Here is a 25,080-nt window from a genome sequence, read left to right as displayed (position 1 = left end):
ATTGATCTCCATTAAGTAGGGGTAATTTGCTGCCCCATCGCGGCCTGGACGCAGGGCGACGGCGTTTCGCGAGCGGTGTTCTGCGTCAGGAAAGAGGCGACCAGCAGCACCAGGCACACCGCGGCTGGCAAAGCGCCGCTGGGCTTGCGGACATTGATGTGCGCTGAAGCGGACAGCAGCAGGTGATAGAACATGCCTGCATAGGCGAGGTCGCTGAGCGCCACGCTGATGCGCGACAGGATGGCGACCACAGCTAGTATCTTCACTGCAATGAGGATCGGTACGAGATAGCTGGGGTAACCAAGCTCGGCGAGGGTCTGACGAACCCAATCCCCTTTGACTACGTACAGAGTTGCGGAAACCAGATACAGCAGGAGCAGCAGCGTCGTGCTGATCCAGTATGAGTAGTTTTCAGCCATGAAATTTTCCTTAGCGAGTTTGTTTGCGTCGACTTGGACGAAGGATGTCGTCTAAGATGAAAATCATCAAGTAGGATGAAAAAGTGACACTTAGTATGAAAAAGCAGACTAAAGACGACGGCGAGATCAACATGCACGACGAAATGCGCCGGGCATTCGCGCTGCTATCGGGTAAATGGAAGCTGGAGATTCTCTGGTTGCTCAATCAGCGTCTTCACCGCTTCGGAGAGCTGCGGCGCGCGATTCCCGGGATCACGCAACACATGCTGACAGCGCAACTTCGCGAGCTCGAGAGGGATGGTTTGGTGTCGCGCACCGTCTTTGCGGAAGTGCCTCCCCGAGTTGAATACGAGATCACATCGAAGGCCCGCGGACTTGGGCCGACGATGGAGGCACTGACGGCGTGGTGGCAAACGTATGGAGAGAGCGTGGCGCCTAAGCGGTCGCCCTCGCGCGGGCACAAAACTAAAAGCAGTTAGCCCAGAACGAAATGCGGATTACTGATGGGCCGACAAGCCGGTAGCTCGCCCAGCAAGCGGATGGCCGCTTTGTGGTGAGGTGACCGCCCAAGGTCCGGCTTGCGACGATCACGTCTCGCTAACTTGCTTTGCTCCCCATTTTAGGAAGCGCCCCAAAAACGCATTAAGGCTCATCTCCCCCAATGCGGTAGTCCTTCGTCACGACACCACGTTCGCTACTCGCATTGACAACCGTTGGCCGCACCCAGGTCACCCTGTTCTCCAGTCGACGGATATGACCACGACGCAGATGCGTGCGCGGCGCCGAGTGCGTGCCCGATCCTGACGGGCGTCGCATCGAAGGCGGCGGACGCGCGTGCCGCTCACGCCGCACTCCAGGCGCTTGCGACCAATCGCCTCATCTGGAACGTCAAGCACGGCGACGAGATCGCGGATGCGCTCGCCGAATCGCTGCACGAGCCGAACGTGCATGTGCGTTACGTCGGCGCGCGGCGGCTCGAAGTCAGCGGCACGGCGCGCCGGCCCGGAACGGTGAGCCAGGTCATCGAGCGCTTTCGCGGCGATATCGGGCCGCTCGTCGCGGGCATCGACGTCGACGTGACGCGCACCGACGACCTGGGCGTGGCAGGCGACGTGGACTCCGCGTTGTCGGCCGACAGCGTGAAATACGTGGAATCGAGCGACGGCACGAAAACTTCGTCGCCGAAATGCCGGGCAACACTACCCTTCATTAAGGATGACGAACATGTAGAAGCGATGACCGACAAACTGATCGACGTGGTTGCCGAGCTGCCGCAAGCGGTGGCGCAGCGCCATCGCCACGGTGAAGTGCGGGAACTGGCGGACGCACTCGACACGGTGGCCTCGCAGTCAACGGATACGGCAAGCACAGAAGCTCAGGCAGCACGTGTCGTTGTTGACGGATTTCGCGCCGCGGCCTTGTTGTGCCGAAGCGCAACCGTGTAGTACCGCCTGCATCGCGACGCACGCAGCAGGTGCGCGGCGATGCAGGCGAACCGTGCGCAACCCGCCAGGGGCAGCGCATTTTCCAGCGTTCCGCATGACTCGGAGCACTTCGACGCAGTTCCATTGTCCTACTTTTTTGAGGAGATTCACCATGGCAGGCAAAGTTGCCCCTCCCGTCTCTGGCGCAGCCGCAACCGGCTCGTCGGCTACCGACATCTATGAGGCGATGGCTGAAGAAAACACAATCAACAAGGCCAATACGCTGGCGACGATGGGCCTGAAGGCCGCGAAGGACATCGTCGGCTAAGCGCTCCGGCGCGCCATCCGGCCGCGCATGGTGCGCCGGTTGGAAGCCGTTCGCGGTTTCCAACCGGTTTCTTTTTTTGGCGCCCGCGTGGACCATCCGTGCGGCAGGCGCTCGTGAAACGATCCGGCCAAAGCAATGAGCATCGAACGACGTGATGAACTGATCCGTGAAATCTGCGACCTCCGCGACATGCCCGCACCGGACGCCACACTGGAGCGCGGCGTGCTGGAGATCGACGGCTTCGACGCCGCCATCGATCATTTCGAGGAAGATCCGGACGCGCTGTACGTCACGTTCCAGTTCGGCATCGTCGCCGCGGGGCGCACCTTGCGCGTGTTCCGCCTGTTGCTCGAAGCGAACCTCGCCGTCTATGCGCAGGACCAGGCGCAGCTCGGCCTGGAGACGGACACCGGAGGCATCGTGCTGATCGCGCGCGTGGCTTTGAGCGACGAGATCACGGGCCAATGGATGCTGGAGCTGCTCGAGCACTATGTCGAGCACGGCCGCTACTGGCGCGACAACAATTTCGTTGCACGCGACGATCTGTTCGAGAACCTCGCGCGCGGAGACTATGTGTGGATTCGCGCCTGAACCTTATTTGGAGAATCAGATGACCTCACGCGTCGGCAGTCACGGCAATACGACGGACCATCCGTCCACTCACGAGACAGGTACCACGAGCAGGAACAAAGACAAGAGCAAGGACAAGAACGACAACCAGGGAGGCAGCCAGACCGATCTGGATGCGGCGATCCAGGCGTTCGGCACGCAGGTCATGATGCAGATCTTCCAGGGCCAGCAGGAACGCCGCGCGGAGAACAGGAGGAAAATCCGGACTCCGCGTGAGCGGCACGGAAACCCTCCCAGGGCCGCATGCGTCGGATAGGTCGGCGACACATGTGGCCCGCCGGGCACGACGGCCCGATGGCCCGGACAGGCGTTCCACCAGAGCCTTACGACAGTGCAGCGGCGAGCATCATCCGCTCGGCGCCACGCAGATGGTCGGCTTCGCGCGCACTACTCCTGTCCAGACAGCCTTGCAGCGCGGCGAAGCCTGGCTCGACGCTCGCATCGAGTTCCGCTTGCGCCGCCTGAGCGACGTCGAGCTTGTAGCCGAGCGCATACACTGTCTTCAGGCTCAGCTCCGAAGTGCGCGACAGGTCCAGCTTCTTGCGCAGCTTGTAGATGTGCTGCTCGAGCGTACGCGCAGCAATCTGCTCGGTGGCGCCCCAGATGCTCGCTGCAATCTGCGCGCGGCTGAAGAACTTGCTGGGGTTCGAGAAGAACAGCCACGCAATCGCGAATTCACGCGCCGTCAGCGGAATTTCGATGCCGTCGATGGTCGCGCGGCCGGGGTTCTTTTGCAGCAGATAGCGGCCGATCTGGATCTCGTGCGTCGTGCTGTTGCACACGCTCCGTTGCAATGCAAGGTGCGCGCGAAAACGGACCTGCTCCATGTCGTACCGATTGACGACGTCGGTCGCGCCCGTGTCGATCCAGCGCAACAGGCTAGCCCAGCTCGACTGGTTCGTCAGCACGATCAGCGGCGTGCAGATGTCGGCATTGCAGCTGCGCCATGACAGTATGGCGCTCGTCGCTGTCGGCTCGGTCTTCGAGTCGATCAGCACCAGGTCGTAGCGGTTCGCACGCATCGCGCGCAACAGGTCGAGCTCACACGAGAACGACTCGACAACGATGCCATCTCCGGCGAGTGATTCTTCAAGATTGCGTCGAAGCATCCGATCGTCAGTCGCGATTGCAAAGAGCAGGTCATTATTCACGGGCGGTTCGCATCCAAATAAGTGACAACCTTTCCGATTACTGGCCGGCACCCCTCCTGCGATGCCGACCGCCATCCCCGAGACAGCTTGTTGTCCTCTCACTCGCGATATGTTGTTCGTCGTATGCCGCGGAGCGCGGGAACGGAGCGCTAAAAGGCCCGCTTCGTTGCGCGAAACGTCGTTGACGGTATCGAGTGAGATCTCTCTGTCCGTTAGTGCATCGGCAGGACGCGACGGATGCACATCGCGTATTTATTTTGTTGTGCGGCGCGTAAAACATGGCCCCGCAAGGCAGCGCATCTTCTTTCAACTTTTATCTATTGCCCGCCATTGCCAGAAAAAAAGCCTTAAACGGCGCGATGCGGGGTCGTGCGCACGATAAGTCGCGCTGCGAGCACATGTGAAAGATTCGTGTCGTGCTTCTAACTGTCAGCTTACGGATGCGGGCGCGCGAGCTCACGCACAACGCGTAATGCTCGCGTATCAACTCAGTTCGACGCGGCGGGTGAAGCGGTTTATCGCCGCGAGATACAGCTCGGGGTCGGCGTGATAGCCCATGCCTGGAGGGCCGCTCGGCTGCGGAGGCGACCTCTCGATGTCGCCGTCCGGCGTGAGGCTCGTGGCGTCGAAGTCGCTTAACGCGAGCTTGAGCCGCACAAGGCCCGGTGACTTGAAGCCGAGGCCCTTCATGCGGCCCATCAGCCCCTTTCGGGGGTTCGCAGGATAGTCGAGCGTGACCGCGACGCCCCGCGGCTTCGCATAGTCGTATTCGAGCGTGCCCCCCTTTACCGCATGCCGCAACTGCGCGGTGTTGGGCAATTGCGGATCGAGCAGTACGAGCGGCGGCTGCTTCTGCAACCTGACGCGGCTTTGCAGCGCCGCCGTGAAGAGTTGCGCGCTAGCCCCGCCCATCGACGCCCCCGCGATGTGGTCGAATTCGACGCGATAACCTTCGCGCTGCGCGTGCTCGATCTTTTGCGCAATGATTTCCGCCGCGTCGCGTACCGCGCCAAACACCGTGCCGACGCCGCCCGTCCCGCTGACGAGCGCCTGCCGCACATCGCGCCAGTTCTCCGTTCCGCCGAAGAAGACGCGCAGCTTCACGCATCGGGTGCCGTCCGCCGCCGTGGTTCGCCGTTCCTCGAACTGAAGATGCGAGACGTTCGACGCATGCACGAGCTTCTCCTTCTGTTCGGGAGTGAGCGCCGTGAACAGCCAGGCGTTGCGGATGTTGGCCTCGTTGAAGTGTTCAGAGACCAGTTGGATACGCGGCGGACTCGCCTGCGTGTGCTTTGCGAAGTGCTCGACGAATACCTGCGAACTGTCGCCCTGCCTCATCCCTGCGGCGACCGAGCCGATCGAAAAGCGCTGTGCGTCCTCGCGATGCCCGGGCGCAGTGAGCTCGGCCATCAGTTCGGCCAGCGCCTTCACGGCCTTGTAGTTGACGGAATCCGGCTGCGATGCGAGGGGCTCGGCGCCATCGTCGCCGGTGAAATGCAGCTGCAACAAGTGCTGCGTCTCGCCATTCTTGCCTCGCTGTTGGCGCTCGGTCATGAAGCAGCCGGCCCGGCCGGCTGCCGCGACGAGTTGCTGCAGGCGTTCTGGCGGCAAACCGCGGCCAAACTGCAACTGCGCGATCGAAGCGGCGTCAGGCATGGGCGGCCCCTGATAGACCGCGCCGCGCAGCATGCGCCCAAGTGTGGCCGTCTGCATGTTGCGTACGTATTCATCGGCGTGCGCGGGCCCGAGCCCGAGTGCTCCGGTGATCGACGAGAGTTGCTCGTCGTCGAGGTTGTAAGCCGACATCAGCACGTTGTCCATGCCGCTGACCTTCGGTCCTGAGGGCAACGCGCGAATGGAGCGCGGCTTTGCTGTGCGCGCGTCGGAAGCAGGCGATGCGCTCCCCGATTTCGGCGCCTGCGCGACTTTTGCGGTCGCGCCGGGAACTGCCGTGCGCGTCGATGTTTGCGCCCGTGTTTGCGGTTGCAAGGACATCTGTGGATCGACGCCAGCTTGCGTTCGCGTCGGCGGCGATCCACGCGATGGCGAGCGCATGCCGACCATGCTGCCGCTGTCGCCCACCGAACGTTCGTGCGTCGCGTTGTGCTGTTGCAGGCGCGCCATGTGCGCGGTCGTCTCCGGCGTGGGGCGTTCGCGGTGCATCAGTTCGCCAAGCGTCGTGCCCGGTGCCACTTCCCGGATTTCTCCGCCTGCGCCCCAGCGTTGCAATTGCTCAACCGGTGCGCGCGACGCACGTCCGTCGCCGGCCGCGGCCGGTGAACGCGACGGCGATGGCGAACCCGCGCCGAGCGTGTGCAACGCGGAGTCGGTTGAACGATCGCGCGGACGACGGCCTGTGTCGTTGCGGCGCGTCGAGGTCTCGGGCGTCGAGCCCAGATCGGACATCGAGCGTGCGTCGATCGCTGATTGGGTTTTCATGGCGCCTCCTCTGCGCGGCGGGCGGTTAAGCGAACGGCCGCGGGATCGCGGCACGATGCGCCCCGCATCGCCTGAGCACGTATTGAACGTTTGCTCCCGAGCACGCCCGCTAAAGCCCAGCGAAAAGTCGGGTCCATGCGCGAACCATGCACAACGCCGTGTGCCGCCGCGCGACAGGCTTCGTTCACGCCTTCATTTTTTCAGGCCGTCACACCCGCGTTCATTGACGCGACGACCATAATCGCGCCGTCCAGCAGGATTCGAAGGAGTTCGTCATGCAGCACGCCATTTATCATTCGCCGCTCGCCATCACCCTCGGCACGGCCATCGCGCTCATGACGCCATCGGCGCGCGCCGATTGCTTCGACGCCGCCGCCTACCAGCACGTCAATCCGCTGATTCTGCGGGCTATCGCGTGGCAGGAGTCGCGCAACCGGCCCAACGCGACGCACCTCAATGCAAACGGCTCGCCCGATTACGGCGTCATGCAGATCAACTCGATTCATCTGCGCGAGCTGGCGCACGATCACATCGATCGCGATGCGCTGATGCCCCCATGCAAGAACGTGTATATCGCCGCGTGGCATCTGCGTGGCAAGATGGAAAAGTACGGCAACACCTGGACCGCGGTAGGTGCCTATCACTCGGAGACGCCAGCCGAGCGCGATCTTTACGCGCGGCATATCGCGGCCATCGTCAGGCAATGGCGCGATCTGCAGGATGAATCGCCAACTTCATCACCGAATCCGACCCGCATCGCAAAAAAATAATTGCGCAAAGAATAGTTCGCGTTGCGCGACGAAGCGCAGGTTACCCGCGATCCGGACGCGAATTAAGCGAATCATTCATCGCTGAGTCACATAGTTCCCGATATATGGGACAAGACGCGGCCGCCGCTCCCAACTGCCGCGCGATTCAATAATTTCCGCGCTGCCGGGCAGGTATGCTCATAGCTGGGCAAACGGTTTGAGGCGCGGGCCATGCAACTTTCGTCAGCCCCATGGCTTATCCGATCCGTGCCTCGCTTGCCCGCATGACCTGACTTGCCGCCGTTCTTTCGTTCGGTGCACAAGTCAATGAGAAAGAAGTGAGGAAAGCGAATGGTGGCACATCTTGTCGACGAAACGCGCATTTTCTGGTCGAGTTCATCGGATCGTCCAACGCCCGCGGCAATCAGGCGCCATGGCGCACAGGCGCTAAGGCTCGCGCATCTGATCGAAGACCCGTCGCCGGCGGTCGTGTTTATCGACTGCGCGGACACCGACGCGAGCGTTGAAATAGAAAAGCTGCGGATCGAGAACGGCGATGAACACTATCTGATCCCGGTGCTACGCGAGCTTTCTGCCGGGCAAGTCGTCTCGCTCATCGCGCGCGGCGCCCACGACGCGGTGAACGACGAAGACCTGTTGAACCCGGACGCCATCATCGAACGCGCACGCGCCCAGACGAGGCTGCTTGCGTATGCGCGCGACGGCGTCACCGACTTTTCCACGCTGCAAAATCACACGGACGGCATGGTGTCGCCGGTGTTCTTCAAGGACGCGAATGGCCTGTACACCGGATGCAACCCGGTCTTCGAACGCTTTCTCGGTATCGACCGCGGCGGCATTCTCGGCAAGACCGTCTATGACGTGGCGCCCTCGGACCTCGCGCTCACCTATCACAAGGCCGACCTCGATCTCGCAGCCGACGGCGGCGTGCAGACGTATGCGGCCGGCGTGCGCAACGGGGCGGGCATCGTGCGCATGGTTCGCTTTTACAAGGGCGTCGTCTATGGCGAGGACGGACGCATCACCGGCATTGTCGGCGCGATGCACGACATCGGCGATCTGCGCGGACACGAAACCGCGCGCCAGGAGATCGACGAAGTCACCAGCCACGTGTCCGCGAATCTCGTCGCGCGTGAGGGCTTCGCTGCCGTCGATCACGACCGGCCCTTGCTCGAGCGCGTGGCGGCGGGCGACGCCTCGGCGCTCGCCCGCCTGTACCGGCTCTACCATCGGCGGCTTGCGCGCTTCCTGACCCGGCTCACGTGGAAGAGCGAGGTGATCGACGAAATCATCAACGACACCTTCATGGTCGTCTGGAAGCGGGCCGGCGACTTCCGGGGCGAGGCCAGCGTCTCGACGTGGATCATCGGCATCGCATATCGCTCGGCGCTGCGCGCGTTGCGCGACCAGCGCCGTTCGGAATTCGAACCGCTTGACATCGACCATGCCGATACGATGGCTCAGTACTGGCACGACCATGAATTGTCCGACCTGCTAGCGAAGGCGCTCGATCTGCTGCCCGCCGAGCAGCGGCTCGTGATGGCGCTCGCCTATGTGCTCGGACATTCGGTCGGAGAGATCGCGGAGATCACCGGCTTCCCGGTGACGACGGTCAAGGCGCGCATGCATCGGGCGCGCTGCAAGCTGCGAGAGACGATGGATATGTTGGGGAAGGTCAAGTGCGTTTGAGAGCGCGCTTCAAAGTGCGCCCCTGCCCCCGCAATGTTGCTGGGTGACCTCGTCACTCAGCGCCACAGTGTTCGCGGCAGTTGGACCATGCGGCCGAGCATGCCCGTGATACCACTGCGACGCGCGCGACCCGCGGGCGCAGTTGGTGTCCCGGGCGTCGCGGGCGTCGCGACTGAAGCCGCGGACGATGCCCTCGCGCCCGATTGCTCACGGCGTGCCGGCGACCGCGCGAGCGTCGGCTCGTCAGTCACGCCGGCATGGCTTTCCTTGCCTTGATCGCTTGCCTCGTCGATATGAAGTTTGCTGGAGTCCTGAAGCACCGCGATTTCTCCGGTGTTCGCCGTAGCTTCGCGTTGCGGTGAGCCGCTCTTTTCTTCCGCCGACGCCAACTTCGTGTCCCGGACATCCGGATGCCAACTCACGCGCGGCCCGGCCTCGCGGCGGGCCGCGCCTGGTTTGCGCAATGCGCTCTTCGGCCCGGCTGGGGCCGATGGCTCCGCTGGCTCCGATGCCTTCGCGCCGGCATTGACGCGGCCGCTGTGCAGATCCACTTCGATCAGATCGTCGTCATACTCGGGAGCCGCTGCCGTGTTTTGAGTTTGCGTCTGAGCGGGTGACGCCGGGGCGTGCTGAAAGGCGCGCTCTTCATTGAACAACTGAAGCAGCGTCTTCTGCGGCGCGCGCTCTGTGGCCGGCAGAGGCAGTTCGAACAGCTCGTCGTCGTCGGACTCGATCTCCGGGTTGGTGTGAGAAGACTCTGTCGTGCTCGGCTGCGCTTTGGCGGTTGCGCCGCTCGCGCCCGTCGGCGGCTTGGGCGCGGCCCGCTTCGACACGACCTTGTTCATCACCACGGCCTGCTCGCGAGTCAGTTTCATCACGCCACCATTCGCACCGGCGCGCGGCGCATCGACTCGCCGACGCTGCTGATTGATCCACTGGACGGCGTTCCCGATAGGATCTTCCTTCGCCGTGACAGTCGCCGACGCAGCCCCGAGCGAGCGCATCGCGGGACGCGAGCCGCCGCCAATCGACCTCAGCTGCGACAGGATTGCGCTCGCCGAACCGGAGAAGCGCGACTTCGACCGTGACCGGCTCGCATCGCCACCGGCACGCCGGGGCGCGTGAGAATCGGCGAGATCGGTTGCAAGGGTGCTGGCTGTGCGCTGTGTACGCATGACGTGGCTCCACTGGAAAATTCGGCGGGCAAGGAAGAGCCATCACCTGTCGCTGCGTCGAACCGGACATCGGACGGAAGGCCGCTCACTTGACTGGTGAAATTGCCTGATAAGAGCATGCGCCCTGGATAACGCCCAGCGTGGCCGGCGGGCGAACCGGTTCGTCCACCACCGAAAAGTGGCGTAGCGAGCGACGCGAAAAGCGACAGAACAAACGCCGCCGGTGAGAACGTCGTGTCAACGCACGGGTGATGAAGCGCGGTAATCGCGCGGCACGCATTGATGACGCGGCCGTGCTGCCGGCTCGGGCCGCTTGTCTGGTCGAGCAGCACCTCGATCGAATGCGCGTCGAGATTCGGCTGCAACCCGAGCAGCAACGCAATGGTGCCTGTCACGTTCGCTGCCGCGAACGACGAGCCCGACACGAAGTCGTAATGTCCGCCCGGCGTGAGCGTCAGGATGTCACGGCCCGGCGCATACAGCACGTTCGAGCCGGCATCGGCAGGCGCGCTGGCCGCAGCGCGAGCCGAATCGACGGCGATCACACCCGTCACGCCGACCGGAAACGCCTTGAGGTCGCCGTCCGGCAGCACGGCCCCGACCACGATCACACCTTTTTTCACCGACAGTTCGATCAGTTGACTCAGCAGCGGGTCCGCCGGCCCGCCCAGACTCAGATTGATGATCTGTGCGTGCGCCTCGAGCGCCGACTGGATCGCTTCGGCGAGTGTGAACGAATTGCACCGCGAAGGCCCGCTGCGATTGTCCGCTTGCCAGCAGGCCTTGACCGCGATCACTTTCGCGTGCGGCGCGACGCCTTCGATGCCGGCGCTGCCGTCCGGGCCGCCGGCGCGATCCGCCGCGATGACGCCCGCGACCGCGGTGCCGTGCTGGTCGCGATTGAATTGCTGCCAGTCCTCGTCGACGAAATTGCGGGTCCCGGCAATGCGGCCGTGCAGATCGGGGTGGGTGGTGTCGACGCCGGTGTCGATCACCGCGACGCGCACCGAATCGCCGCGTGTGACCTTTTGCGCGGCGTCCGCGCCGATCTCGCGAAAACCCTGCTGCAAGTCGGTATAGCCGCTGCTATGCGGCTCGCCGAGCAGATTGAAGGTCTGCAACGGCTGCGCGAGACGCACGCGAGGATCGGCAGCGAGCCGCGCGAGCACTTCATCGCGCCGCGCGCCGTCGGCGATTTCCAGCATCGCGCAATGCACCTTCAGCGACGGGATCGGCCACGCCGACACCTCGTGCAAGCCGTATTGCCGCGCGAGCGCGGCGACCTGAGCCCGCGCGCTGCCGCCCGGCGAATAGCCGCCGGCCGCGCCGTAGCCGCCCGCCGTCGTACCCGCGCGCAACATCAGCGTTTCCGGCGGATTGGCGACAGCCAGCACGATCATCCGCTCGGGGCGCGCTTTCATCTGCTGGGTGGCGACGGCCGGATCGGGCGTGGCGGGGACGAGCGCGCAGCCGGACATCGCCAGCGCCGCGCATATCACGAGCCCTTGCAGCAGCCAGCGCGCAAGCCGGTCCAGCCCGGCCGCGCGGGCGTTGCCGCACCCCGCCGAGACGGGATCGGCGAACGCGTTGAGATGGCGGCGCTGCATGGGCTTCATGGCAATCTGACTCAGAATGTGGACAGCCGAAGGTGCGCGTCGCCGCCCGAAAAGTTACCGTGCAACTCAGAAATGCCAGACTGCATCGGCAATCCACAGGTTCGATGCGCCTGGGCCGAGGGTCGTCTTCGCTTCGCTGTTTTTCGCGATATAGGAAAGGGCGAATTGCCACGAAAGGTACTGCCAGGTCAGCCCGACATTGCCGTACACATAACCGATGCCGAGGACCGATTGCAGATCGTAATAGCCGATGCCCGCCGTGGCCGTCCAGCCGTGAATGAGCGGCAGGCGGCCGACCAGATCGTAGGAGATCGCACGCGCTCGGCGACCGACCAACAAAGTCCGTATTCGGCGACAGCGACCGACGCGAACACCGAGTCGCGCCAGCCTGCCGTCAACACCAGTTCGTCGTAATTGAAGCGCACTGCCGACGGCACACGAGTGAACTGGTAGCCTGCGCGGTCCAGTCGTTGGCCACGCGCCAGCCGTAGCCCGCGTTGACGACGAACTCAGCGCCCGAGGTCATGGGGTCGCCCCATCTGATGGACGACGCCGACGCGCCCGCAAAGAAGCCGTTGCCCGGATACCAGCTCGCCGCAACGTTCACCGACGGCTGATGGTAGCTGATGTCCATGCCGCGCGTGACCTTGTCGGCGGCGATGCCGGCCTCGAACTGCCACTCCTCGCTCGCAGCGAGCGCGGGCCGCGGCGCCGAAAGGGACAGCGGGAACAGCGCGGCAAGCAGCGAGGACAATGCATACCATCGAACTGGACGCGCTGACGGGCGCGCCACGCTGCCGCAAAGCACGATCGAACGAAACCTCGACGCCATCTTGTCGTTCAGTAATCCGGGCGGGACGGAAAAGCAATGGCGTTATACAAGCCATCCGGCAAATCATGGGCGCGCGGCAAGGGTGAGCCGATCTTACCCGATAAAGCTGAACGCGAGAAAAACTGACAAGGAATTGTCAGGGGCCGCCAGCGCCCTCGCCGACCGGCTCCGCGAAGCGCACGCCGGGCTCGCCGCGCAAGACCGTGAGCTGCTTCGCCACGTCGCCAGGCCCGGCAACCGGCGCGAGCGAATAGACGCCGTTTTCGCTCGGGCCGCCGACGATCTGCAGATGCAGCGGCACGAGCAGCGCCTGCAGCCGGCCAACCGGCATCGCCGGATCGGCGACGAGCCGGATTGTCGCGCGCGCGGCACCCGCATTGGCCTCAGACAGCGTGCGATAGTTCGCCGGCGCGCTATCGGCGCCGCGGCTGAAGCCGAGCGTCGCCAGCGCGCCCGTCTCCAGCAGCACGATGGCCGCGAGACCGCAAGCGATCGCCGTCATGCGGCCGCGCCAGGGTGCCGACGACGACGTGCCTGTGCGAACGGCCGGCTGCGCCTCTTCGTCGAAACGCTCCCACAGATGATCGAGACCGCGCTCGACGTCAGGACCGGCGTCCTCGCGCGCGGCCATCGCCGCGCACAACTTGCGCTGCGACGCGAGTTCCGCCTGGCATCGTTCGCAATCGCGCACGTGCGCGTCGGCCAGCTTCCGTTCGGCGTCGGACGCCCGACCGTTGACGATCCACGGCAACAGTTCCCATACGTGCAGATGAGCGAGTTCGCTCTCGGTTGTATTGCTCATCGAACGCTCCCATCAAGGCCGGCGAGCGCCGGCAGCAGATTGCGCAGCTTGACCCGCGCACGAAACATCCTGGCCTTCACGGTACTGACAGGGCTTTCGGTTATCTCCGCAATCTCATCGACCGAATGGCCCATCACGTAGGCCAGCTCCATCACGATACGCTGCTCCGGGGGGAGCCTGGTCAAGCCCTTGGTCACCCAGTCGGTCATTTCCTGTTCGGCGAACGGCTCCGTGGACGACCCGTCGAAGTCATGCTGCTGTTCGGCCGGCAAGCAGCCCTGGCGCAGCGCCTTCAACGTGACGCGGTATGCAATGCCCATGATCCACGTCGACACGCGTGATTGGCCGCGAAATTCGCCAGCCTTCTGCCAGACGATCATGAAGGTGTCGTTGATGACTTCCTCGATCACGTCATAGCGCCGCGTGAAGCGGCCGAGAAAACGGACCAGCCGCCGATGATACCCGCGATAAAGCGCGGCCAGCGCGGACCTGTCCGCCGCCGCGGTGCGCTGCAGCAGCGCGGCATCTTCCGCGTCGACGCTGCGCGCGGAAGGACAGACGTTGCTTGAGACGATCGGTTTCGATGACATGTCGCTGCGTTCGCAATCTGCCAGATTGTGTGGATGACCGTGAGTGTCGCCGCCGGCGCGAAAAGTTGCGAGCGATGCAAAATAATTCTGGGCCGCAGCGAAAGCTCAAGCGCGCCGTGGATGCCGGGGGCTCGCTGGCGCTCGCGGCGGCCCTGCCTTGCTATCACCTTGCGCATGCATATCGCAAGGCGGCACGAAAGCCGCGCCTTCGCGTCCGCGCATTTCGAAATACGGCGCACCGGGCGGGTGGGTGTCGACAATCTGAAAGGCGCCGGTGTTGTTGAAAACGATCACATGCGCAATGAGAACGATTTGCACCGAGCCGTCCGCATGGTGAAGCGCCGAGTCGCCGGTGAGTTCCGGCATGCGCCAAGCGCCAAGATCCGCGCGCGCCATGGCCTGGATGATTTCGGCGCGCGCCTCTTCAATAGTCGACGGCGGCGGGCTGATCCTGCCCAGTTCGTGACGCAGGCGATGCAGCCGCTCGCGCGTTTGCGGCGTACGCATCAGCTTGGGGCGGTCCATCGGGCGTTGCCTGCAGTGCGCGGCCGTCGACTTCAATGCTGCGAAGCCGGGAGCCAGCTTCGCCCTGGAATGCGCGGGCATTCGTGCGACGTCTGCATCGCCGATTGTTGACAATGCGAGCTCAGCAAGCGCCTGAACGCCGCTTTCCGCCGATACTTTGGACATGGTGACTTCTTCAGCTCCGATCGGGTGGCGCATACCTTACGCAAAAATGCGAGCCGCCCGGCGTGGGACAGCGAAGTCCTTTCTCCGTTACCGAAGTGTCGGCGTCGATCCGCCGATTGCCATCTTTTCGCGCGGCGAGGTCCGCGGAACTGCGATACAGTGCGAAGCCCCGATGGCAGCCAACGACACCACGGCATGCCGCACATCGAACATCGCTCTAGAGGACCGGTAATGACGAAAGCAGATCAAACCGCAATTGAAGCCAACGCCGATGACCGATTGATTTCTCACGGCGGCAACGCGAAGAGCGGGTATGAAGACCGGCTGCGGACCATCGTCGAGAGATTGCGCGGCGCGGGAGACATACCCGGCGCCACCGTCGAGCAACAGATCGCGCTCGCGAACGAGTTGTCCGGCTTCGCGCTCGGCAGGTTCCTGCTCGAGCATCGGGGTTTGAATGCTTACTGGACGCATCGGCTGGTCACGTATCAAGCCGGCGCGGCTACGCCCGCCGCGATGACCGCGCTGGAATCGCGGATTTTCGACACGCTGCCGGCGGTGCTCGCGACGCGCGAACGCTTCGGCATTTTCCGTCGTACGCTGCAGGCACTGCTCGCGCCGGGGATGCTGCTCGCATCGGTTCCGTGCGGCGTGATGGGCGAATTGCTGCTGCTCGACTACACGGGGCTGGAAGACATCGAACTCGTCGGCGTAGATCTGGATCAGGCCGCGCTGGATCACGCGGCCGCGCTCGCCGGTGAACGAGACCTCGCCGCGCGCGTATCGCTGCATCGCAAGGACGCATGGTCGTTGGGCGTCCATCGCGGCTTCGACGTATTGACGAGCAACGGCCTGAACATCTACGAGCCCGACGACGGCCGTGTCGTCGCGCTGTATCGCTCGTTTTTCGATGCGCTCAAGCCGGGCGGAAAGCTCGTCACGAGTTTCCTGACGCCACCGCCCACGCTGTCGCCGGAGTCGCCGTGGGACATGGCGCAGATCGACCGTGAAGTGCTTGCGCTTCAGCATCTGCTCTTCGTGCGCATCATCGAAGCGCAATGGAGCGCGTTCCGCACTCATGCGCAAACCGATAGCCAACTTCGCGAAGCCGGTTTCGTGGATATCGAATTCATCGACGACCGCGCGCGCATGTTCCCGACTGTGGTCGCGCGCAAGCCGCTATGATACGGCGCGCGTTCAGCGCAACGTGAGTCGTGCCGCGTGGCGGATATGCTGCCCGGCACGACCGCTTCCTGAAATCGACACCTACCGCGCGTGGCTGGACGCAGCGGCGAGCGTCACGCGTTCAGCCGCTTTCAATGCTTCGTAAGTGAGCTTGTATTCCGGCGCGCGACGGGCGGCTTGCGAGTGCTTCAGCGCATCGCGCACGGTCGATCCGTCCGCTGTTTTCAGCAACGGATTCGCCCCGCCCGCGAGCAACGCACGAACCACGTCGAGCTTGCCGAGCGTCGCGGCAAGATGCAACGCCGTCGTGCCCGTGTCGGGATGCACGGCGTCGATTTCCGTCACCGACGGCAGCATTGCTTCAACAGTGCGCCGGTCGCCCGAGCGCGCGGCCCAATGCAACGGACGATACCCCGCGCGGTCGGGCGCATTCGCATCGGCCCGCACAGCGATCAAGGCCGCAACGGAACCGGCGCTCGCACTCGCGGCCGCGACGTGCAGTGGCGCGAGCCCGGAGGTGTCCGCCTGATCCGCTGGCACGCCGTGCTCGATCAGCGCGCGAGTCAATTGCGCATCGCCCGCGGCCGCCGCGATATGCAGATGATTCCAGCGATATGTCGGATGCACCCAGCCGGCCTTGAACGTGCCTTGGCTCGCCGCATCGCGCAAGCCTTGAACGAAAGGTCTCGCCGCTGTCCGCGTGCGCATCGCGGTGACGCCCTGCCATTGCGATTCGAGCGCTCCTGGCTCAACCGGGAAATATGCGCCACGCACGGCGGCAAGATTCGCGGCATCGCGCAACTCGCCGACCTGCGCACCGCCCTGCGTGAGCCGCGCGCCGTATTGCGCGCTCGTCAGCGGCGCCTTGCCGGCGGCCGCCTGCGACGCTGGATCGTGACAGTGCGCCTCGATGCTATCGATCAATCCATCGCGGTATTGATTGATCGACTTATGCAAATCGGCCAGTTCGGGCGTGGTCGCCGTGAGATGCGTGACGAGCGGCGTCCAGCTAGCGAGGAACTCGGCTAGCGCCTTGCCGCCGTCGCGCAATTCGCCTCTGATGATCCGCGAGCACGCTGCTTTCAACGCGTCGTCCGAGAGTCCTTCGATCACGACACCGGCATCGTGCGTCGATGCGCCGTCCGTGTGCGGAATCGGCAGTTCGAGGGTTTCGCGTAACGTTTCGCGAGCGCGCAAGACGACTTCGACGCCTTCGTCGTGTCCATACCCTCGCCCGCTTGCGGACGTGAGCGCGTAGGCGTCCACCTGGCCGAGCCGGTACATGCCGCGGCCGAGCAAAAACAATTGGCCTGCATCGTATGCGCCCCGGCTCGCATGATGCGCCTGACGGGCGGTCTGCACCTGCTGCCACATCAGCAGTGCGCGGTCCGCGCATTCGGTCAGACCTTCGCGCATGTGGTCGATGCAGGTCTTGAGGAGCGCGCCATCGCCGGACATCTCCTGGCCGAGCGCCGCCACGTCGTGGTGGAATGCGGCCTTGGCGCTACGAGGCAAGGTTCTGTCGATCCGGCTCGCCCAATTCGACATCACGTTCCGTTCATCGGATGTCAATGGGCGTCCCGGAACCGGTGCGGGATAGTCCGGTCGGGCATCGCTCACGGCGAAGATGATTCCAGGTATCGGCGGGCGCGACAGGCCGTACTCGGCCGCGAGGTCCACTGGTTCCGGCATCGTGGGAGCCGTCGAACTGCCCGCTGCCGTCGCGGGCCTTGGTGCACCCGTTGATGTGGCGGCTGTGCGGGCATCGGCGCCTGCGCCACCCGGTCGATGCAGCGAAGCCGGCAGGTTGCCGTGCAACTGGGGACGCTGCCGGGGTTGCTGCTGATGCCGCTGTGCGCGCATGGACGACGGCGTCAGCGCCGCAAACAGTCCCGCAGCGCGGCTGCGCAGCGGTGAACGTCTACGTGACGGCGCGCCAGACGACGTCGATCCCGATTGATCGTGCTCCGCAGCGTCGGCTGCGGCACTCGTGAAGGGCGCGGAGGGGCTATCGACACGTTTCATGGCTGTCCTGAGATCGGTTTGGCGTGCCGGTCAGCGATGCAAGCGGTCGACAACGCACCACGGCACAAACGCGCAACGCGAGTGACGCTGCGCGCGCATGGACTTGCAGGCGGATCGCGAAAGCGACGTCTCCTGAATACGCGCCAAGTTTCGCAAGCGCCGCGCGGCACACGATCGAGAGTCAGCGAAATCCGTATTCCATCAGCGAACCGGTTCAATGAAGCCTGAACGGCAGGCTTGTTTCGCAGCGAGCGACTGTTGGGTTACACAGCCGCGCTGTTTCGCCGTCGTCGCCGCCTATTCGCCGTATCTTGGTTGCTTGCGGATTGTCGGCGGCCACAATCGGCTCGTCACAGGCTCATGCGTCGCGGAATCCTCTGGTTTCGCGCGGCGGCATCGGTGAGCCACCGCCCGACGAAAGGATGCATATGGTTCAGCCGATTCGATCCCCGCAACGACCTCACGACGTGCCGGAGCATGACGCCGCAACGACCGGAGCAACCGGAGCAACTGGAACAACAAGCGGCGCGCAAAGCGGCGCACAGCAGCCCGCGCAACAGGGACGCCGGTTGCGTGCCGGCGCGAATCCGCTCATCGCCGGCTTGCCGGCGCGTCCGCCGGCGGCTGAAGGCGCGTCGTCATCGTCTTCGATCGAAGCGACGCCCGTCACGCAGCAACGGTCCGAACCCACGAGCCGTGCCATCGTGCTCGGGGCGAGGCAGCGCGATATCGATGCGATACTCGCATTCGCCGATGAAATCCGCGAGATCGAGACCCGGTTACTCGCGCTGAAGGCACCCGCACAGTCCGATGCGCCCGACGCGCCCGATGCCCCGCCAATGTCGCAAGCCGAAGTTCAGCAGGCCATTGCGCGGCTCGAAGCGCGCAACGAGATCGCACAGCGCAGCGTCGACACGCTCGGCAAACAGTGCGAACGCGCGCGTGCGGTTGTCGAAAAGCTGAATGCGTCGCTCGAAGAAAAGTCGAGCCGCCTCGAACAATTGCATGAAGCCCGTACGGCCGACGCGCCCGTCGCAAGCATCGCGGCACGTCCGCCGCAAGCCGGCACGAGCCGCGCCGAACTGCGCGCCGCGCACGAGCAACGTATCGCCGCATTGGGGCAGCAGGTCCATCTGCTAAAGAGCAGCCGCAGCAACGCGGCGCGCGAAGTGCAAGCCGTGGCGAGCCGCGATACGCTGCGCGCTTTGGGAGACGTCGGCACCTTCGAAATGATCGACCACGTGAGTCCCGAACTCGCGGACAAGGTCACCGAATGGCTGCACGGCCTGCAGCCCGCGCAAGGCCGGCCGTCGCGCCGTCCGCCGGATCCCGAGCGTCAGTTTCAGGAATCTTTCGACACTGCGCTCGATCGCATTGTGCAAAGCGGTGCCGCAGAACCGCAAGTCAAACCGGAAGACGCATTGCAGGCGTTCATGGCGCTCGTGTTGCATCCCCGGCTCAAGCCGTTGTACCCCGTCGTCGAGCGCTTGCTGGTGGAGGACTTCGCCCGCAGCTTGCGTGTGTCGACGGTTGCGCGGCGGCAAGGCAAAACAATGGACCACATGAATGGGTTTCGCCGCTGGCTCGGTGTGACGCCCGCGCAAATTGCCACGCGCGAGGTGCTGCGGGTGTTCAGGAACGCGCAGCACAACCTGCAGGCCGCCGTGCAACGTCAATCGTCCGGCGTGACCTTCGGCGAGGTGCGCCTGATAGGTCCGGACATCGCGCGCGCGGCCGGGCAGGTCGAGACCGTGACCACCGCGCTCACCGCAAATCGCGCGGCGTTTCAGGCCATGATCGAGGCGGTGGAGAAACAGTTCGCGAAGCTCATCGACATCGACGACATCGAAGCACTGGGTCAACATGTGGCGCCGAAACTCGACGCCTACTACAAGGACAGGATTGCCGAAGTGAACGCCGAGCGCACCAGGCTCACGCGCGAGGGCATGCCGAAAGCGAAAACAGGTAAGTCCGTTTCGGCCGGAACAGGCGCAAGCCATAGCGATATCGACCAACTGGAAATTCGCATTGGACGTCTGCAAGGCGAAATACTTCAATACGCGGAGCAGCACAAGAAAGAGTTCGAGCACTACGCGAAGCTCAGCGCGCGTCACATGACCGTATCCGACGAAGTCGAGGATGTCGGGCAACAACTGTCGGTGCATCGCCAGACACTGAAGCATCTGCGCGAAGGAAGCAAAACGCAGATGCGCGAGCGCGCGGCGCGCGGCAACCAGGGCGAACAGCTCGAAAACCGCCTTCGCCAACTGTGGGACAAAGTCACGCGCGAGCCCGCGCTTTTGCAAGTGATCTCGCGCGGCGCGCTGGAACGCGTGGTCAAGGTGCACGTCGGGCAGACCCCGGAACAGATGCGCACGCGAATGAGCAAGGTGATGCGCACGGGCACCTTCGTTTCGCGTGCCGATGTGCTGCGCGTGATTGCCGAAGTCGCGCGTCATGAGATCGAACAGCCTCAGTCGGCGCTCGTTGCGCAAGACCGCGACGCATTCGAGCGCATTGCGCAAGGCTATCCGCGCGGGCGCATCGACGCGCTCTGCCATCATGGCCGGACCATAGGCCACGGCGTGCGCAACAGTGCGCGCGGTGTCGAGGAATCGCGTACTGGCACGAGCCAGTACGCGCTCGAATGGATACGCGGCCAGGGCGCGCGTATCAGCCATTTGCATCCGTGGATATCGCCGTATTGAAGCGCGCGACGCGCATCAGATATGGCAAATATCCCGGCACGACGCCCATGGGCAACGCCGTCAGGTTCACGAATATGTCGCGGAGGCCGCCGATGCCTGAACGCGCCACGGCCCAACCCGCACAAACGGGAAGGGAATGACGGTGGATATTATCCAAATCGCGAAGAAAGCTGACATGCAGGTCCCGTTCGATGGACAAATCGGCCGCGAGACATGCCAGCGCGTATGCGGTTCGCCGTGGCCGTTGCAGCGCTTCGCGGATGCCATCCGTGCGGCCACCGCCGTGCAATAGGCAGCACAGCGCGAGGCCGAAGAGCATATAGAGTAGCCGCCGCATATGCGCAGCATCGGGACTACCGGGTCAACGCCAGATATTTTGCGCTGCTCATACTGTATCGCTGTGTCGATGGCTGCTTCGTCGATGATCTTTTGCAAGGGGCGCAGCCAACATGCTGCCGTACGGGCGAGATCGGATGAGGCGGCTCCAAGATTGGTCTTTGCTCTCATCGGTATTGACAGAGAGGTGGGTGCTCCCACGCCGATACGCAAACGCCTCGCACGCACTTGCGGAAGGTGGATACATATTCACCGTTGGCTCGGGTCAGGTCGACGTGCACAGCCTCCCGTGCTGCGGCGAGGTCATCAAAACGGCGTGGCCGCGCAGCAACCCGAGTGCGAGCGCCGCAATTCATCAACGATGCTTCGCGCTCGGCGAACACGCACGACGAGCAAGGGGCGTTGTGTGACACGTTTTATTAGTACTACGGGGGAACTAATCAACCGGCTATCGGAAAGGTTATGGGATGCGGCCAAGGTCGCGTTTGAGGGCAACACGATGCCGATGCCGCTCGCGACGGCTACGGTCGCGAGCCAATGATCGGCCTCTGGGCGCGCACACGCGGTAAGGCGCCGCGAATGCACGAATCCCGTGGTCAGGCAATTCGTCACCGCATTCCAGGTGCCGAGAGGCCGCCCCGCTGGTTTGTGCGCTGCCTCGGCCTGGCGACGGTTGGGCGTCGTTGATGGGTTGAACAAGCGGCATTGTACCGTTTCCGCAGGGCCTCCACTCGCTGCACGATCATTGGCCCCGCTTGATTTATCGACTCGTCTTCACTATGTTGCCCAGGTCCAGCCCGTCTAGTGGAGTCCGTCATTGAACAGACTCCACAGCATGTCCTGTTCGATATCCCATGCCCTGTTGACTGCAAGTGATGCCTCGATATCATCAACTACGATGACGACCTGGCTGTGTCGATCGGTGTACAGGACTTCGATATTGATACCAGCGTCGGTCATTCTGCGCATAAAGTGGCCGAACTGTCCTGCTACGGATTGATTGAGTCTCGGGATGAGCACATCTCGTTCGGACAATACTTGTATGTTTGCAGCGAGAAGCGCACGACGGACACTGGATACATCTTTAACAAGGAAATGTCCCACGCCACATCCGTCAACAACGAACACGCCGCCACCTTCAATGCGCACACCTGCTCTGTCAAGAGCGTCGGCCATTTCGGCGAGGGTACCAGGACGGTCCACTAAAGCAATTGCCAGGTTCTTCATGGAAAAGTTCTCAACCACCCTTCTTCGCCACGAAGGAATCCCTGGCGCCCGGCTTCAGCACTACATATGCACGCCTCCACGGCTGATCGTCGATCAGGCGCCATTTGTGGCCGATGCCGATATTGTCCTCGGCGAGCAGGACATCTCCGGGTCGCACCACGAATGTCTCGCCCTCACGGGTAGTGAATTCAAGCGTTCCCGACAGCGTAATCACGTATTGCGACTCCGGGGCAGTGTGCCAACCGTACGAGGCGTGCGCGGGCGTTTCCTTAAAATGGATGGCGACTACATCAGTGCGATCCATTTGGTCTATCGTGCCTTCAAGCACATGCGATGCATTATCGGGCCCAGTGTATAGCTTGAACGCCCGTACCCCAGCATCCACCGAAGTGCCTGCTGCCGTGGTCCCAGCGACAGCACTACGAGCCCCCAAAATGCTCGCACCCGCAGTCACGGCGACAGCCCCGACACCCAAGGCGCGAAGCAGACCGCGCCTGCCTTTCGGTAGGTTCATTGAGTTCGCCTTCATTATCCGTTTCATGATGTTCCTCTCTGGCTGTGATACTCGCGATGAAACACGACGGGGATGCTGCGGCTCGCGCGCCGTTCCCTTCGTGTGCCTTCGTTCCAATGCGGATCGGGACATACCTATCCCGATCGGTTCAGCTATCGCAAACGCCTCACCTTCCGTACTGCGGCAGGACGCTTGAGAGGGCCCATGGTGCTTATAGCGCCATGTCAGCCGCAGCCTTGTTCGGCCGGGGCGCACCCGCTCCCGCGGTCGAACACGGCGCGACGGTGAGGTCGATCTGCGGCGGCGGCGTCAGCTGCAGCACGTCGCTGGTATAGGTCCATTCCTGATAGACCCTGGCCGGGCTGTCGTTGAGCCTTGTTCCGTAGCTCGGCACGATCTGCCGGATCTTTTCCTGCCATGCCGGTGTCGCGACCTTGTCCTTGAACACCTTCTCGAGCAGGCTGAGCATGATCGGCGCAGCGGTCGAGGCACCCGGCGACGCACCCAGCAGACCGGCGATACTGCCATCCTGCGAGCTCACGATTTCCGTACCGAGCTTGAGGACGCCGCCCTTCGCACCGTCGCGCTTGATGATCTGGACACGCTGACCGGCTTGCCACAGGCGCCAGTCTTCCTTCTTCGCCTGCGGGAAGTATTCCTTCAGGGCATTGAAGCGATCGTCATCCGACAACATCAGCTGACCGGCCAGGTATTCGACCAACGGAAACTCGTCGATGCCCACATGCACCATCGGCACGACGTTATGCACATTGGTGCTGCTCAGGAGATCGAGGTACGACCCGGTCTTCAGGAATTTGGTCGAGAATGTCGCGAACGGTCCGAACAGAATGATTTTCTTGCCGTCGATGATGCGCGTGTCCAGGTGCGGCACCGACATCGGCGGCGAACCGACGGAAGCCTTGCCGTAAGCCTTGGCCAGATGCCGGCTCACGATCTCCGGATTTTCCGTCACCAGGAAGGAACCGCCGACCGGAAACGCACCATAGTCCCTGGCTTCCGGGATGCCCGATGCCTGCAGCAGGTGTAGCGCGCCGCCGCCTGCGCCAATGAACACGAACTTCGCGTCGACGTCCTGCTCAGAATCACCGGTCTGGGTCTTCACGTAGGACACCCGCCACGTGCCGTCAGCATTGCGCTTGATGCTCCGTACTTCGCTGGAGAGCGAGAGATTGAAATTGGGCTGGCTCTGCAGGTAGCCGACGAACTGGCGCGTAATCTCGCCGAAGTTCATGTCGGTGCCCACCGGGGACCAGGTCGCCGCGACCTTCTGCTTCGGATCGCGTCCCTCCATCATCAGTGGAACCCACTGCCTGATCTGGTCGAAGTCGTCCGAGTACTTCATGCCGCGGAACAACGGGCTCGCCTGCAGCGCGTCGTAGCGTTTCTTGAGGAAACGGACATTGTCGTCACCCCAGACGAAGCTCATGTGCGGAGTCGAATTGATGAACGATCGCGGATTCTTGAGCACATCGTTCCTGACCTGCCAGGCCCAGAACTGGCGCGACACCTGAAAGGCCTCGTTGATTTCGACGGCCTTCGAAATGTCGATCGTGCCGTCCGGCTTCTCGGGCGTGTAGTTGAGCTCGGCCAACGCGGAATGCCCGGTGCCGGCATTGTTCCAGCCATTCGAGCTTTCCTTGGCCACGCCGTCCAGACGCTCGATCATCATCATCGACCAGTCAGGCTGGAGCTCATGGAGCCATACGCCCAGCGTCGAACTCATGATGCCGCCGCCCACCAGCAGGACGTCGACCTTTTTCGTCTCGCCAGCCTGCGCGGAGAACGCGCTCACCGAAAGAACCAACCCCAACAATAGCGCTCTTGTCGTCTTAACCACTGTGAACAATCCTTCTCAATATGCACAAAATCTTTGTCGAGGTTTCGAATTGGACGCCTCATGGCCTCATGGCCGTTCTCCGTGCAACAACTCGCCCAGTCGGCGCCCCGATCAGGAATGCGACGGCGTTGCGACATGATCGGCTGGCACCTGCCTGCAGCCGGTGGTACTGCTCAGGTGCACGGGTGACGGTTTGCTGGTCGCTTCGCCACCACGCATGCGCTTGATGGCGGCCGCAATATCGCCGCTGCGATGAGCCTCGGCATTCTGCGGTGATTGCGTCGACCGGTGCGGCGTGTGTGGGGCTGGCGGGCCCGGCTTTGAGAAAGCCGTCACAAGGCTTTGCAACGCGCGGATCACGCCGTTCGCGCCGACATAGCAGGTACGGGAGACGTCTTGTCGGCGCATGGCAAGACTTCAGTTTGCCGTATGGTCCCTCGAACGTTTGTCGCCTTCATCAATTCCTCGCCTGTCACGTACGGTGTCGTGATGCTAGGTCGCCAACGCCGTCGAAAGAGCGCCAGAGGCCGAAAATCTGGCCCTCGATGCGAACGTTCATGCTTCACGCGTGCTGCGCGGCTCCGCCAATCGATGTATCGTTACGTCGATTGCCGCGGGTCTCACCGACTGCGATCCGCAGCCTGTCAACTATGATGAATCCCTGAATACCCT

The 25,080-nt window shown here is 63.3% G+C and carries 24 protein-coding genes; 9 read left to right on the top strand and 15 right to left on the bottom strand.

The annotated features are described in order from the left end of the window. Nucleotides 1-11 precede the first annotated feature (11 nt). Nucleotides 12-419, bottom strand: coding sequence for a DoxX family protein (locus tag AC3WOG_RS28055; protein WP_492581096.1), 408 nt, complete (start codon nt 417-419; stop codon nt 12-14). A gap of 95 nt (nt 420-514) precedes the next feature. Between AC3WOG_RS28055 and AC3WOG_RS28050 the strand changes: the two genes are divergently transcribed. From AC3WOG_RS28050 to AC3WOG_RS28030, 5 genes are all read left to right on the top strand, one after another. Then, nucleotides 515-898 carry a winged helix-turn-helix transcriptional regulator gene (locus AC3WOG_RS28050; protein WP_492581095.1) on the top strand — a complete coding sequence of 128 codons (384 nt, stop codon included), beginning with the start codon at nt 515-517 and terminating at the stop codon, nt 896-898. Nucleotides 899-1,132: 234 nt separating this feature from the next. Then, complete coding sequence (locus AC3WOG_RS28045; RefSeq protein WP_492581094.1) at nt 1,133-1,864, top strand: hypothetical protein; 732 nt, start codon at nt 1,133-1,135, stop codon at nt 1,862-1,864. Nucleotides 1,865-2,015: 151 nt separating this feature from the next. Further along, entirely contained in the window at nt 2,016-2,171 is a 156-nt protein-coding gene (locus AC3WOG_RS28040; RefSeq protein WP_492581093.1) for a hypothetical protein, read from the top strand. A 135-nt stretch (nt 2,172-2,306) separates the two neighbouring features. Further along, nucleotides 2,307-2,762, top strand: a complete 456-nt coding sequence (locus AC3WOG_RS28035) for a CesT family type III secretion system chaperone (protein ID WP_492581092.1) — start codon at nt 2,307-2,309, stop codon at nt 2,760-2,762. A gap of 19 nt (nt 2,763-2,781) precedes the next feature. Next, entirely contained in the window at nt 2,782-3,057 is a 276-nt protein-coding gene (locus AC3WOG_RS28030) for a hypothetical protein (RefSeq protein WP_492581091.1), read from the top strand. Between the two features lie 67 nt (nt 3,058-3,124). Here the strand turns inward: AC3WOG_RS28030 and AC3WOG_RS28025 are convergent, their stop codons facing one another. Both AC3WOG_RS28025 and AC3WOG_RS28020 read right to left on the bottom strand, forming a co-directional pair. After that, the gene (locus AC3WOG_RS28025; protein WP_492581090.1) at nt 3,125-3,952 is read right to left on the bottom strand and encodes a response regulator transcription factor; all 828 of its coding nucleotides are present in this window, start codon (nt 3,950-3,952) and stop codon (nt 3,125-3,127) included. Between the two features lie 483 nt (nt 3,953-4,435). Then, nucleotides 4,436-6,391 (bottom strand): type III effector protein, encoded by a 1,956-nt coding sequence (locus AC3WOG_RS28020; protein WP_492581089.1) that lies wholly within the window; start codon nt 6,389-6,391, stop codon nt 4,436-4,438. Nucleotides 6,392-6,726: 335 nt separating this feature from the next. On the opposite strand from AC3WOG_RS28020, the gene AC3WOG_RS28015 reads away from it, so the two are divergent. After that, entirely contained in the window at nt 6,727-7,161 is a 435-nt protein-coding gene (locus tag AC3WOG_RS28015) for a lytic transglycosylase domain-containing protein (RefSeq protein ID WP_492582471.1), read from the top strand. A gap of 330 nt (nt 7,162-7,491) precedes the next feature. After that, entirely contained in the window at nt 7,492-8,850 is a 1,359-nt protein-coding gene (locus AC3WOG_RS28010; protein WP_492581088.1) for an RNA polymerase sigma factor, read from the top strand. 56 nt (nt 8,851-8,906) lie between these two features. On the opposite strand, the gene AC3WOG_RS28005 is transcribed toward AC3WOG_RS28010, so the two are convergent. The 7 genes from AC3WOG_RS28005 to AC3WOG_RS27975 form a co-directional block, all read right to left on the bottom strand. Further along, complete coding sequence (locus tag AC3WOG_RS28005) at nt 8,907-9,725, bottom strand: hypothetical protein (protein WP_492581087.1); 819 nt, start codon at nt 9,723-9,725, stop codon at nt 8,907-8,909. Nucleotides 9,726-9,883: 158 nt separating this feature from the next. Next, nucleotides 9,884-11,641, bottom strand: coding sequence for a S8 family peptidase (locus tag AC3WOG_RS28000; protein ID WP_492581086.1), 1,758 nt, complete (start codon nt 11,639-11,641; stop codon nt 9,884-9,886). A gap of 66 nt (nt 11,642-11,707) precedes the next feature. Then, nucleotides 11,708-11,980 carry a hypothetical protein gene (locus AC3WOG_RS27995; protein ID WP_492581085.1) on the bottom strand — a complete coding sequence of 91 codons (273 nt, stop codon included), beginning with the start codon at nt 11,978-11,980 and terminating at the stop codon, nt 11,708-11,710. A gap of 55 nt (nt 11,981-12,035) precedes the next feature. Next, nucleotides 12,036-12,395 (bottom strand): TorF family putative porin, encoded by a 360-nt coding sequence (locus tag AC3WOG_RS27990; protein WP_492581084.1) that lies wholly within the window; start codon nt 12,393-12,395, stop codon nt 12,036-12,038. Between the two features lie 214 nt (nt 12,396-12,609). Continuing rightward, entirely contained in the window at nt 12,610-13,275 is a 666-nt protein-coding gene (locus tag AC3WOG_RS27985) for a hypothetical protein (protein WP_492581083.1), read from the bottom strand. Continuing rightward, entirely contained in the window at nt 13,272-13,865 is a 594-nt protein-coding gene (locus AC3WOG_RS27980) for an RNA polymerase sigma factor (RefSeq protein WP_492581082.1), read from the bottom strand. Before AC3WOG_RS27980 ends, AC3WOG_RS27985 begins: the two co-directional genes overlap by 4 nt. A gap of 105 nt (nt 13,866-13,970) precedes the next feature. Beyond that, complete coding sequence (locus AC3WOG_RS27975; protein ID WP_492581081.1) at nt 13,971-14,555, bottom strand: hypothetical protein; 585 nt, start codon at nt 14,553-14,555, stop codon at nt 13,971-13,973. A 231-nt stretch (nt 14,556-14,786) separates the two neighbouring features. On the opposite strand from AC3WOG_RS27975, the gene AC3WOG_RS27970 reads away from it, so the two are divergent. Continuing rightward, nucleotides 14,787-15,740, top strand: a complete 954-nt coding sequence (locus AC3WOG_RS27970; RefSeq protein ID WP_492581080.1) for an SAM-dependent methyltransferase — start codon at nt 14,787-14,789, stop codon at nt 15,738-15,740. Between the two features lie 81 nt (nt 15,741-15,821). Here AC3WOG_RS27970 and AC3WOG_RS27965 read toward each other — a convergent pair whose 3' ends face one another. Beyond that, a complete protein-coding gene (locus AC3WOG_RS27965) occupies nt 15,822-17,765 on the bottom strand; it encodes an NEL-type E3 ubiquitin ligase domain-containing protein (protein ID WP_492581079.1) in 1,944 nt (647 codons plus the stop codon). Nucleotides 17,766-18,193: 428 nt separating this feature from the next. Between AC3WOG_RS27965 and AC3WOG_RS27960 the strand changes: the two genes are divergently transcribed. Continuing rightward, complete coding sequence (locus AC3WOG_RS27960) at nt 18,194-20,473, top strand: hypothetical protein (protein WP_492581078.1); 2,280 nt, start codon at nt 18,194-18,196, stop codon at nt 20,471-20,473. Here the strand turns inward: AC3WOG_RS27960 and AC3WOG_RS27955 are convergent. The 4 genes from AC3WOG_RS27955 to mqo all read right to left on the bottom strand — a co-directional run bounded on the left by AC3WOG_RS27955 (nt 20,439) and on the right by mqo (nt 24,408). Next, nucleotides 20,439-20,792 (bottom strand): hypothetical protein, encoded by a 354-nt coding sequence (locus tag AC3WOG_RS27955; RefSeq protein ID WP_492581077.1) that lies wholly within the window; start codon nt 20,790-20,792, stop codon nt 20,439-20,441. The genes AC3WOG_RS27960 and AC3WOG_RS27955 overlap by 35 nt on opposite strands. Before the next feature lie 818 nt (nt 20,793-21,610). After that, a complete protein-coding gene (locus tag AC3WOG_RS27950; protein WP_492581076.1) occupies nt 21,611-22,036 on the bottom strand; it encodes a hypothetical protein in 426 nt (141 codons plus the stop codon). 10 nt (nt 22,037-22,046) lie between these two features. Continuing rightward, nucleotides 22,047-22,340, bottom strand: coding sequence for a cupin domain-containing protein (locus AC3WOG_RS27945; RefSeq protein ID WP_244306448.1), 294 nt, complete (start codon nt 22,338-22,340; stop codon nt 22,047-22,049). Nucleotides 22,341-22,761: 421 nt separating this feature from the next. Further along, nucleotides 22,762-24,408 carry a malate dehydrogenase (quinone) gene (mqo, locus tag AC3WOG_RS27940; RefSeq protein ID WP_492581075.1) on the bottom strand — a complete coding sequence of 549 codons (1,647 nt, stop codon included), beginning with the start codon at nt 24,406-24,408 and terminating at the stop codon, nt 22,762-22,764. Nucleotides 24,409-25,080 lie beyond the last annotated feature (672 nt).

It is taken from the genome of Paraburkholderia sp. FW306-02-B (genome assembly GCF_058782725.1).
This window is presented reverse-complemented; position numbering and strand designations above follow the sequence as displayed.